Below are 11637 nucleotides of genomic sequence, written 5' to 3' on the forward strand. Positions count from 1 at the left end.
CAGGAATAGGCGACCTTGTCGCCTATTCCTATTATATTATTCTTCTTCTAATTCTTTATTTTCAATTTCAACTGCTTTTACATTTCTGTAAGCATTAAATCCAGTTCCTGCTGGTATTTTTTTACCTATAATTACATTTTCTTTTAACCCTTCTAAATAGTCAATTTTACCTTCTATTGCTGCATTAGAAAGAACTTTTGTAGTCTCTTGGAATGAGGCAGCTGATATAAAACTTCCTGTATTAACAGCAGCTTTAGTAATACCTTGAATGATTGGTTCATATTTGATTAAAGGTTTTCCTAACTCTTTTAATCTTAGATTTTCCATATCAACAATTCTCTTTTCAACAACTTCATCTTCTAGGAATAATGATACTCCAGAATCTACAATTCTTACTTTTTTAAACATCTGTTTAACAATGATCTCTATATGTTTGTCGTTAACTCCAACTCCTTGGTCTCTATATACTTGTTGTACTGACTCAAGTATAAACTGTTCAGCAGCTACAAGCCCTTTGATATTTAATACGTCAAATGGAGAAATCGCTCCTTCTGTTATTTTATCTCCAGCTTTAACAAGCATACCATCAGTTACTACCAGACGTTCTCCTACTGGCACTAAATATTCTCTGAAGTCCTTTGGATCAGTTGTAGATTTTACAATGATGACTCTCATACCTTTCTTTTTCTTACCAGTTACTTCTATTTTACCTTCTATATCAGTAAGCATTGCTTTACCTTTAGGATTTCTAGCTTCAAATAGCTCTTGTACTCTTGGAAGACCTCCAGTGATATCTTTTGTTCCAGCACCTTCTTTAATGATTTTAGCTATTGTCTGACCTTTTTTTACTTCTTCTCCCTCTCTTACCATTAAGTAAGCTCCAAATGGGATAGTGTAACTTCCTTTTGTATTTCCATCATTATCGAATATTACAACTCTTGGGTTGATATCTCCTGATTCAACTGGTTTGATAGCCATATACTCAGTAACATCATACTTTTCATCATAATTTTCTTTTACATAAAGTTCTCTATATTCTATTCTACCATCTTGGTCAGCTATAATAGGGATATGGAATGGATCAAATGTTACTAGTGTAGTACCTATTTCAGCCTTTTCTCCCTCTTTTACTTTAAGTATTGACCCTGACGGAATCTCATAATCATAGTTTCCTATAATTATTTTAGCAGACTGACTTACTACTGTTTGTTCCCCAGTAGTATCATTCTCAAGAATTTTTATATCTCTATATACAACTTTACCAGCATTTTCAGCTCTAATTCCACTTACTACTGTAGCTGCTGTTGCAACCCCTCCAGTATGGAATGTTCTCATTGTAAGCTGTGTTCCTGGTTCTCCGATTGATTGAGCTGCAATAACTCCAACTGCTTCACCAAGAAGTATTTCTCTGTGGTTAGATAAATCCATACCATAACATTTTTTACATACTCCTTTTTCAAGTGAACAAGTTAATGGAGATCTGATTTTTACTTTTCTTATCCCTAACTCACTTATTTTTTCTATAAGTTCTTTTCCAATCATAGTATTTCTAGTAGCAATCACTTCACCTTCATGTACTAAATCTTCAGCAAGAACTCTTCCTCTGATTCTTTCTTCTAATTTTTCAATAACTTTACCTTCTGATACAAGTTCTCCAACTTCAATTCCTTGTTCACTTCCACAATCTTCAGCATTTACTATAACTTCGTGGGAAATATCAACAAGTCTTCTTGTTAAATATCCTGAATCGGCAGTTCTTAGAGCTGTATCTGCCAGTCCTTTTCTTGCTCCATGTGATGACATAAAGAATTCTAATACTGTCAATCCTTCACGGAAATTTGCTTTAATAGGAACTTCAATGATTCTTCCCTGTGTATCAGCCATGTTACCTCTCATGGCAGCTAGCTGTCTCATCTGAGATATATTACCTCTGGCTCCTGAGTTCGCCATCATATAAACTGGGTTAAATTGATCAAGTCCATCCATCATTGCTTTAGTTACTGCTTCAGTAGCTTCAGACCAGACAGCAATAGTTTTTCTATATCTTTCTTCATTGATAATCTTTCCTGATTTATAATCAGCATCTATCTGAGCTACTTCTTCATCTGCTTTTGCAAGTATTTCTTTTTTAGCCTCTGGAATTTCTAAATCTTCTATTCCTACTGAAACCCCTGCCATAGCACCATAATGATATCCAAAATCTTTAATTTTATTAATCAGCTCTGCAGTTTCTGCAAATCCATGCTCATCATATAATCTAGCAATAAGTTTTTTTAGTTGTGATTTACCAAATGTTACATTATATTGTTTATCTACATCAGGAAGCATTTCATTAAACATAATTCTTCCAGGAGTAGTTTCTACTATTTCATCTTTAATTCTTACTTTAATTATAGCATGAGTATCTAATACTTCATTATTATAAGCTGTAAGAGCTTGATCTATATTTGAGAAACATTTTCCTTCACCTTTTGATCCTGGTCTATCTTTAGTCATATAGAAACATCCCATAACCATATCTTGAGAAGGTACTGCTATTGGTTCTCCATTAGAAGGAGAAATAATGTTATTTGGAGCTAACATAAGAAGTTTTGCTTCCATTATAGCTTCTGGTGATAACATTAAGTGAACAGCCATTTGGTCACCATCAAAGTCAGCATTAAATGCAGAACATACTAATGGATGAAGTCTTATAGCCTTCCCTTCAATTAGTACAGGTTCAAAAGCTTGAATAGACAATCTATGAAGAGTTGGAGCTCTGTTCAATAATACTGGATGATCTTGAATTACATCTTCAATTACATCCCATACTTTATCATCTGCATCTTCAACTAATTTCTTAGCAGTTTTAATGTTTGATGCAAGTTCTCTTTTTACAAGTTCTCTCATAATAAAAGGTTTATAAAGTTCAAGAGCCATTTTCTTAGGAATACCACATTGATTCATCTTAAGTGATGGTCCAACAACAATAACTGACCTTGCTGAATAGTCAACCCTTTTTCCAAGTAGATTTTGTCTAAATCTACCTTGTTTACCTTTTAGCATATCTGATAGAGATTTAAGCTCTCTATTATTTTGAGCAACAACTGGTTTTCCCCTTCTTCCATTGTCAATAAGAGCATCCACAGCTTCCTGAAGCATTCTTTTTTCATTTTTTACAACTATTTCAGGAGCTTTTATCTCTAAAAGTTTTTTAAGTCTATTATTTCTATTAATAACTCTTCTGTAAAGGTCGTTTAAGTCAGAAGTAGCAAATCTTCCTCCATCTAATTGTACCATTGGTCTCAAATCAGCTGGAATTACAGGAACATTTTTAAGTATCATCCACTCAGGCTTATTATTAGAAGAAATAAAATCTCTAACTATTTTAAGTCTTTTTACTACTTTCTTCCTTTTCTGTGAAGAAGTTACATCTTCCAATTCTTTTTCTAATTCGTCTCTCAAAGACTCAAGATGAGTTTTTTCAAGAAGCTTTAATACTGCTTCTGCTCCCATTAAAGCTTCAAATTTATTTCCATATAATTGTTTATATAATTTATACTCTTTTTCAGTAAGTATTTTTCCTTCTTTTAAATTACTTTCACCAGCTTCTGTTACTATATATCTTGCAAAATATAATACAGATTCTAATTCTTTTGGAGATAATCCAATAATAAGTGACATTTTATTTGGAGTTCCTTTAGAATACCAAATATGAGATACTGGAGCAGCTAAGGAAATATGTCCCATTCTCTCTCTTCTTACTTTAGATCTAGTTACTTCTACCTCACACTTTTCGCAAACAAGACCTTTATATCTCATTCTTTTGTACTTACCACAAGCACATTCCCAGTCTTTAGTTGGTCCAAATATTTTTTCACAAAACAGACCATCTCTTTCTGGATTTAAAGTTCTATAGTTGATAGTTTCAGGTTTTGTAATTTCCCCATATGACCATTCTTCAATCTTTTCAGGGGATGCTAATCTAATTCTTATTTTTTCAAAACTTCTTATTCCCATTAAATGCAAAGCCTCCTTAATTGAGATAAAGCTACATATAATTTATCTATATGGACGATAAAATGGGTTATTTGTTCTATATAACCCATGTTTACCCCTAACAATTCATTTTATTTTATTGTCTAATCTTTGAATTCAGCTAAAGGAGAATACTCAGTTGTCATATCCTCTTTATTTAACTCTTCATCTACATTTATAACATTGCCATCTTTGTCAAATAACTCAACATCAAGTGCTAATGCCTGGAATTCTTTCAATAATACTTTGAAAGATTCTGGTAAATCTGGTTCAGGCATTTCTTCCCCTTTAATTATAGCTTCATATGTTTTTGTTCTTCCTGTAACATCATCTGATTTTACAGTAAGCATTTCTTGAAGTATATTTGATGCACCATATGCTTCCAATGCCCAAACTTCCATCTCTCCAAGTCTTTGTCCTCCAAATTGAGCCTTTCCTCCCAATGGTTGTTGTGTAACCAGTGAATAAGGACCAATCGCTCTGGCATGCATTTTATCTTCTACCAAGTGGTGAAGTTTAAGCATATACATTCTTCCAACTGTTACTGGATTATCAAATTTTTCTCCTGTTCTTCCATCATAAAGATCAACTTTACCACTTCTAGGGAATCCCAGTTTTTCAAGATAATCTTTAACTTGTTCTTCAGAAGCACCATCAAATACTGGTGTAGCAATATGAGTTCCACCATTATAGTTACCCATAGCCATACCTAAGTGAACTTCAAGTACTTGTCCTATATTCATACGTGAAGGTACTCCAAGTGGATTAAGTACAACATCTAAATGTGTCCCATCTGCTAGGAACGGCATATCTTCAGCAGGAAGTACTCTTGATACAACCCCTTTATTTCCATGACGTCCAGACATTTTATCTCCAACAGTTATCTTTCTCTTCTCAGCGACCAATACTCTTATTGCTTTATTAACTCCAGCTTTAAGTTCATCTCCATTTTCTCTTGAAAGTTCAAGAATTTCTACTACAGTTCCTTTTGACCCATGAGGCATTCTAAGTGATGTATCTCTTACATCTCTTGCTTTTTCTCCAAAGATAGCCCTTAATAATTTTTCTTCTGCAGGTGGTTCTGTTTCTCCTTTAGGAGCTGTTTTACCTACAAGTATATCTCCAGGTCCAACTTCTGAACCAATAGTTATTATACCTTTAGAATCTAGTTTTCTTAAAGCTTCCTCAGAGATATTAGGTATTTCTCTAGTTATTTCTTCATCTCCAAGTTTAGTATTTCTAGCTTCTATTTCATATTCTTCCACATGAATAGATGTAAATACATCATCTTTTCTTAATCTATCAGATATTAGAATCGCATCCTCATAATTATATCCTTCCCAAGGCATAAATGCCATCAGAATATTTCTTCCAAGTGCTAAATCTCCTCCTCTTGTAGCTGGTCCATCAGCTATTACTCCTCCTGCTTTTACTTCTTCTCCAGGAGAAACAAGTGGTGTTTGATGTAAACACATAGATTGGTTAGATCTTTCAAAATTAAGCATTCTATACTTATACTCTTTTCCTTCTGGATCTTCTATGACTATCTTTTGTGCATCTACATATACAACTTTACCATCAGTTTTAGAAATAACAACAGCTCCAGAATCTACAGCAACTTTTCTTTCTAATCCAGTTCCTATATATGGTGCTTCAGTTCTTAATAATGGTACAGCCTGTCTTTGCATGTTTGATCCCATCAGTGCTCTGTTGGCGTCATCGTGTTCTAAGAATGGTATTAATCCAGCTGATACTGATACCACTTGTTTAGGAGAGATATCCAAGTAATCAACTTTTTCACCACTAATACCTACAATCTCATGACCAAATCTACATACAACATCACCAAGAAGTGCTCCATCTTCTCCAATTTTTGTATCGGCCTGTGCAATGAATAATCCTTCTTCTTCATCAGCTGCAAGATAATCTATCTGATCAAAATCAGCTTTACCATCAACAACTTTTACATATGGAGTTTCAATAAATCCATATTTATTTATTTTAGCATATATTGCTAATGAACCTATAAGCCCGATGTTTGGTCCTTCTGGTGTTTCTATTGGACAGATTCTTCCATAATGTGAATCATGGACGTCTCTTACTTCAAATCCAGCTCTCTCTCTTGAAAGACCTCCAGGTCCCAAAGCAGAGATTCTTCTCTTATGAGTTAATTCTGCCAATGGATTAGACTGGTCCATAAATTGAGATAATTGCCCAGATCCAAAGAAATCTAAAATAAGTGCATTCAATGGTCTTGTATTAAGTAAAGATTGAGAAGTTAAAGTTTCAGAATCCTGAACTGTCATTTTCTCTTTTACCATTTTACCCATTTTAGAAAGCCCTGCTTTGATCTGCATCAATAACAGTTCTCCTACACCTCTAACACGTCTATTAGACAGATTATCTATATCATCAGTATGTCCATTTCCATTATTCAAATTAATAACATACTTCATTGTTCCAATAATATCATCTTTAGTTAATAATATTTCATCTTCTGGAACATTAAGTTTTAGTCTTTTGTTCATTTTATATCTTCCAACTGGCTCAAGATCATATCTTTGAGGGTTAAAGAACATTTGTCTGATAAGCGACCTTGCAGATTCTACTGTTACTAAATCACCTGGTCTCAATTTTTTAAATACTTCTGTTACTGCTTCCTCTTTTGTAAGTGTACTATCATTCAAAACAGTATTAGCTAATAATTTATCTTCTGGTTTTACTTCCCAATAAACAACTTTTTCTATTTTGAATTCTATCATTTTTTCTATTAAAACTTCATCTATAACTGCATCTGCTTCTGCTATAACTTCACCAGTTTCATCATCATAAATATCTTCTTTAACAAAACTTCCTTCAAATCTTGTTCTTATTACACTTAAAAGCTCATCTTTGTTTTTATACTTTTGGAATATCGAGGCTAAATCTAATTCTTTAGTTTCTAAGAAATAGTCTTTTATCTCTGTATTGTTGTTGAAAAAATCAATAGCCTTTAGGAATACAGTAGCTAATACCTTTTTCTTTCTATCTATTTTTATACTCAAGAAATCATTTTTATCTGTTTCAAACTCAAGCCAAGTACCTTTATATGGAATAATTTTTCCAGAGAAAAGATCTTTTCCTGTTTGAATATTGATCTCTTTGTTGAATGAAACTCCTGGAGATCTATGCAGCTGTGATACAACAACTCTTTCAGCACCATTGATTATGAAAGTACCTCTTTCTGTCATCATTGGAACTTCTCCAAAATAAACTAAAGATTCCTGTATCTCATTTCCACTTTTCTTGTTGATCAGTCTTAATCTTACTTTCAAAGAAGTAGAATAAGTTTTTCCTCTTTTTTTACATTCAAGCTCATCATTTAATGGTGGCTCTGCTTCGTGCAATTCATAAGAAACATACTCCAACTTGATATCTCCATTAGAAGATTCAACAGGGAAAATTTCTCTAAAAGCTGATTCTAACCCCTTATCTTTTCTATTATTTGGAGCCTCTTTAGCTTGTAGAAAATCTTCATAGGAATCCAATTGGAACTCAAGAAAATGAGGCATTGTTCCTCTTTCTTTTATCCTTCCAAAATTCAATCTTTCAACGAGTTTCCCCATTAATTCACACCCCTTACTAATTCTTTAAAGTTTAATACCTAATCACTTGAAAATAAAAGGCTAAAATCTATTTCCAAATGATTAATTATCACTTTTCTAAAACAAAAATTTACATCATGATGTAATACAATTTATACTTTTAAGTTATCTTTAATAATTAGTAAAAAGGCACTCTGATTAAGAGTGCCTATTTTTTTTAATTAAATAAGATTTTTAGTTCAAAATTAAAAGTCCAATCAATTATTTAACTTCTACTGTAGCTCCTGCTGCAGTTAATTTTTCTTTTACTGCTTCAGCTTCTTCTTTAGAAACAGCTTCTTTAAGTTTTCCACCATTATCAACTAATTCTTTAGCTTCTTTCAATCCTAATCCAGTAATTCCTCTTACTTCTTTTATTACAGCTATTTTATTAGCTCCCGCTGCAGTTAATACAACATCAAATTCAGTTTTTTCTTCTGCTGCTTCTGCTACTGCTGGTCCTGCTACTGCTACTGGAGCTGCTGCAGTTACACCAAAGTGCTCTTCTAATGCACTTACTAAATCTTTTAATTCTAAAACAGTCATAGCTTCTAATTCAGCTATAAATTTTTCTCTATCGAATGCCATTTATTGTTTCCTCCTTAGTTTTTATACACAAATTTGTGATTTATTATAATTGTTATTTTATCTCATTTATTAAGCCAATTAAAACCTTTAATTATTCAGCTGCTGCTTCTTTTTTATCAGCGATAGCGACAGTTGCATAAGCAAGTTTTCTGATTGGTCCAAGCATTGAGTTAAGCAACATAGAAAGTAATTGATCTCTTGAAGGTAATTTAGCAAGAGCTTCTATTCCTTCAGTCTCAACTCTTTTCCCTGTTAAAACTCCACCTTTTATTTTGAAAATATTTTGTTTTGCTTTAGCCTTATCTTTTGCTAAATCAAAAACGATTTTTGCAGGAGCTACTGGATCATTATATCCAAAAGCGAAAGCTGTAGTTCCTTCCAAAATATCTTCAAAAGAATCCTCAACACCTGCTTCTTTAAGAGCTATTTTGAACAATCTATTTTTAGTTACTAGATATTCAGCACCAGCTTCTCTCATTTTTCTTCTCAATGCAGTTTCATCATTAACACTGATTCCTTGATAATCAACTAATACTACTGATTGAGCTTTTTTAATTTTTTCTACTAGTTCAGCTACGTGATCTATTTTTGCTTGAGTTGCCATTTATTTTTTCACCTCCTCTTTTCTTAAAAATTACCTCCGTGCCAAAGAATGGAACGGAGGTTAAAATCACACTATGAGGCTAGCGAAACCTGCTTCCAACCTCGGTAGGGTAATTAAGGTTAAACCACCTACGGTCTTTGGTTTGGATCTATATTAAATTATTTATCCAACATATTTAGCAACTAATGCAGGGTCCATTTTTATTCCAGGTCCCATTGTTAGCGACACAGCAACTGTTCTTAAGTATTGACCTTTAGAAGATGCTGGTTTTAATCTTGTAATTTGATCTAAGAAAGCTTTGAAGTTTTCTTCAATTTTCTCAGGAGCAAAATCAGCTTTACCAATTGGTACATGAATTGACCCTAGTTTGTCCACTCTGAATGCTAGTTTACCTTTTTTAAATTCAGAAACAGCAGCAGCAATATCTGGAGTTACAGTTCCTGATTTTGGATTTGGCATTAATCCTTTAGTTCCCAATATTTTTCCTAGTCTTCCTAATTTAGGCATCATGTCAGGTGTAGCAATAACTAAATCAAAATCTAACCAACCTTGTTGAATCTGAGTGATATATTCATCAGAACCTGCATAATCAGCACCAGCTTCTAAAGCCTTTTGAACATTAGCTTCTGAAGTGATAGCTAATACTTTTACAGTTTTCCCTGTTCCATGTGGAAGAACAACTGTTCCTCTTACTTGTTGATCAGCATGTCTTGGATCTACACCAAGTCTTAATGCAACTTCTACAGTTTCTGTAAATTTAGCAGTTTTTGTTTTTAAAACTAATTCTAAAGCTTCTTTCACTTCATAAAGCTTTCCAGTTTCTATTAACTTAGCAATTTCTAAGTATTTTTTTCCTCTATGTTTTGCCATTTTTTTAATTTCCTCCCTTTGTGGTGATGCGGAATAATCCTACCACTTAATATAACCATGGTACTCTGTACCATATACAACAGATTAATTAGTCTACTATTTTGATTCCCATTGATCTTGCTGAACCAGCTATAATTTTCATAGCAGCTTCTACTGATCCTGCATTTAAGTCAGGCATCTTTGTTTCTGCAAGTTCTCTTAATTTTGCTGTTGTTATTTGTCCAGCAACTTCTTTTTTAGAGTTTTTAGCTGCTGACTGGATTCCTGCTGCTTTCTTTAACAAGTCAGATGCAGGTGGAGTTTTTAGTATAAATGTGAAAGATCTATCATTATATACAGAAATTTCTACTGGAATTACCCATCCAGCTTTATCTTGAGTCTTTGCATTAAATGCTTTACAGAATTCCATAATGTTAACTCCATGTTGCCCTAATGCTGGTCCAACTGGTGGAGCTGGATTAGCTTTACCTGCTGGTAGTTGTAGTTTTATTATTTTAATTACTTCTTTTGCCATTTTATTTAATTACACCTCCATAAATTGTGTGGTAATGACGGTGTCATCTCCCACTAAAAAGACATAACTTACTATGCCTTCTCAACACTGTTAAAATCTACTTCTATAGGAGTCATTCTCCCAAACATTTCGATCATAACTTTTACTTTCTTTTGTTCCATATCTATTTCTGCTACTTTTCCTTCATGACCTGTAAAACCTCCTCCAAGGATTTTTACAAAATCACCAAGTCCAAAGTTAATTTTTACAACTTCTTTATTTTCTTTTTCTTCCTTTGGAATATCATAACCAATAACTCTGAATATGTTTAATACCTCATCATCTTCCATAGGAATAGGGTCAGAACCAACACCAACAAATCCTGTTACTCCATTTGTGTTTCTTACTACATACCAAGCATTAGAATCAACTCTAAAGTTTATTCCATCTTCACTTTCCTCTCTTGTTGCTACCATTTCTAGCATAACATATCCAGGAAATATTTTTCTGGCTACAGTTTTCTTTTTCCCTCTAACCTCTTCAATAGTCTCTTCCTCAGGAACTAGCACTTTTGTAACTATTTCTCCAATTCCAAGTGTTTCTATTTTTTGTTCAAGGTCAGTTTTTACTTTTTTCTCATACCCTGAATAAGTATGAATCATAAACCATTTTTTTACTAATGTTTTTTCCATTATATTATCCTCCAAAAAGAGAGACCAATACTTTCAACAGTCTAGAAGCAATTAAATCAAAAACTCCCAAATAAATGCTTAAAACTAAGCTCATAACAATTACCCAAAGAGTTGAATTTACAATCTCTTCTTTTTTAGGCCATTGAACCTTGGAATATTCCATTTTTATTCCTTGAAACAGATTCATAAAACCACCTTTAATTTCGACTTTAATATAAAAAATGGCAGGTCAAGAGGGACTCGAACCCCCAACCCTCGGTTTTGGAGACCGATGCTCTACCAATTGAGCCATTGACCTGCATGTTGTAAATTTACATAAAAAACTATTTTTTAGTTTCTTTGTGTAAAGTAACTTTTTTGTCCCACTTACAGTATTTATTAATTTCTAATCTTTCAGTAGTGTTCTTTTTATTTTTTGATGTACTATAGTTTCTTCTTTTACACTCTGTACATTCTAATTGAATATTTACTCTCAATTTTACACCTCCACTCATTAACGGTATCTTTGCGATCCTCCCATATTAAGTCATAATATGGTGAAAAAGAGTTTACTCTATCTTGCTTTCTAAGACATAGAATATAATATCAGATTTTCTTAACTTTGTCAAATAATTTTATTAAAATGTTTTAAATTTTCTTTTTCTGACAAAGAAAAAAGCTTGGCAAGTACCTATCCTCCCGGGAGGCTTCCCTCCAAGTACTTTCAGCGTTTACGGGCTTAACTTCTGGGTTCGGTATGGGACCAGGTGT

At 33.1% G+C, this 11637-nt stretch carries 9 protein-coding genes, 1 tRNA gene, 1 rRNA gene and 1 other annotated feature; all 11 genes read right to left on the bottom strand.

Going from position 1 to position 11637, the window contains the following annotated elements; translation table 11 throughout:
* Window positions 1-36 precede the first annotated feature (36 nt).
* Window positions 37-3999 carry a DNA-directed RNA polymerase subunit beta' gene (gene rpoC / locus E6771_RS11625; RefSeq protein WP_316091487.1) on the bottom strand — a complete coding sequence of 1321 codons (3963 nt, stop codon included), beginning with the start codon at window positions 3997-3999 and terminating at the stop codon, window positions 37-39.
* Between the two features lie 122 nt (window positions 4000-4121).
* A complete protein-coding gene (rpoB, locus tag E6771_RS11630; RefSeq protein ID WP_316091488.1) occupies window positions 4122-7622 on the bottom strand; it encodes a DNA-directed RNA polymerase subunit beta in 3501 nt (1166 codons plus the stop codon).
* Window positions 7623-7862: 240 nt separating this feature from the next.
* Window positions 7863-8228 (bottom strand): 50S ribosomal protein L7/L12, encoded by a 366-nt coding sequence (rplL, locus tag E6771_RS11635; RefSeq protein WP_316091489.1) that lies wholly within the window; start codon window positions 8226-8228, stop codon window positions 7863-7865.
* A 91-nt stretch (window positions 8229-8319) separates the two neighbouring features.
* Entirely contained in the window at window positions 8320-8832 is a 513-nt protein-coding gene (rplJ, locus tag E6771_RS11640; RefSeq protein ID WP_316091490.1) for a 50S ribosomal protein L10, read from the bottom strand.
* 18 nt (window positions 8833-8850) lie between these two features.
* Window positions 8851-8991, bottom strand: a sequence feature (ribosomal protein L10 leader region).
* 3 nt (window positions 8992-8994) lie between these two features.
* Window positions 8995-9702, bottom strand: a complete 708-nt coding sequence (rplA, locus tag E6771_RS11645) for a 50S ribosomal protein L1 (RefSeq protein ID WP_316091491.1) — start codon at window positions 9700-9702, stop codon at window positions 8995-8997.
* 88 nt (window positions 9703-9790) lie between these two features.
* On the bottom strand, window positions 9791-10216 hold the full coding sequence (gene rplK / locus E6771_RS11650; RefSeq protein ID WP_005948714.1) for a 50S ribosomal protein L11: 426 nt from the start codon (window positions 10214-10216) through the stop codon (window positions 9791-9793).
* A 71-nt stretch (window positions 10217-10287) separates the two neighbouring features.
* Window positions 10288-10887 (bottom strand): transcription termination/antitermination protein NusG, encoded by a 600-nt coding sequence (nusG, locus tag E6771_RS11655; RefSeq protein WP_316091492.1) that lies wholly within the window; start codon window positions 10885-10887, stop codon window positions 10288-10290.
* A 4-nt stretch (window positions 10888-10891) separates the two neighbouring features.
* Window positions 10892-11074 (bottom strand): preprotein translocase subunit SecE, encoded by a 183-nt coding sequence (gene secE / locus E6771_RS11660; protein ID WP_316091493.1) that lies wholly within the window; start codon window positions 11072-11074, stop codon window positions 10892-10894.
* 35 nt (window positions 11075-11109) lie between these two features.
* Window positions 11110-11185: transfer RNA gene (locus tag E6771_RS11665), tRNA-Trp, on the bottom strand.
* A 25-nt stretch (window positions 11186-11210) separates the two neighbouring features.
* Window positions 11211-11363: a 50S ribosomal protein L33 gene (gene rpmG / locus E6771_RS11670; protein ID WP_035960606.1), complete on the bottom strand. Its 153-nt coding sequence runs from the start codon at window positions 11361-11363 to the stop codon at window positions 11211-11213.
* Window positions 11364-11544: 181 nt separating this feature from the next.
* A 5S ribosomal RNA gene (rrf, locus tag E6771_RS11675) occupies window positions 11545-11637 on the bottom strand; the annotation flags it as partial.

The sequence above is a fragment of the Fusobacterium sp. genome (assembly GCF_032477075.1).
Classification (GTDB): domain Bacteria; phylum Fusobacteriota; class Fusobacteriia; order Fusobacteriales; family Fusobacteriaceae; genus Fusobacterium_A.

What these genes read in the sequence shown, in the direction of transcription:
- nusG (WP_316091492.1), bottom strand. Translation starts at nt 10,887, where the DNA reads ATGGAAAAAACATTAGTAAAAAAATGGTTTATGATTCATACTTATTCA.
- rpoB (WP_316091488.1), bottom strand. Translation starts at nt 7,622, where the DNA reads ATGGGGAAACTCGTTGAAAGATTGAATTTTGGAAGGATAAAAGAAAGA.
- rpoC (WP_316091487.1), bottom strand. Translation starts at nt 3,999, where the DNA reads ATGGGAATAAGAAGTTTTGAAAAAATAAGAATTAGATTAGCATCCCCT.
- rplJ (WP_316091490.1), bottom strand. Translation starts at nt 8,832, where the DNA reads ATGGCAACTCAAGCAAAAATAGATCACGTAGCTGAACTAGTAGAAAAA.
- rplK (WP_005948714.1), bottom strand. Translation starts at nt 10,216, where the DNA reads ATGGCAAAAGAAGTAATTAAAATAATAAAACTACAACTACCAGCAGGT.
- secE (WP_316091493.1), bottom strand. Translation starts at nt 11,074, where the DNA reads ATGAATCTGTTTCAAGGAATAAAAATGGAATATTCCAAGGTTCAATGG.
- rplA (WP_316091491.1), bottom strand. Translation starts at nt 9,702, where the DNA reads ATGGCAAAACATAGAGGAAAAAAATACTTAGAAATTGCTAAGTTAATA.
- rplL (WP_316091489.1), bottom strand. Translation starts at nt 8,228, where the DNA reads ATGGCATTCGATAGAGAAAAATTTATAGCTGAATTAGAAGCTATGACT.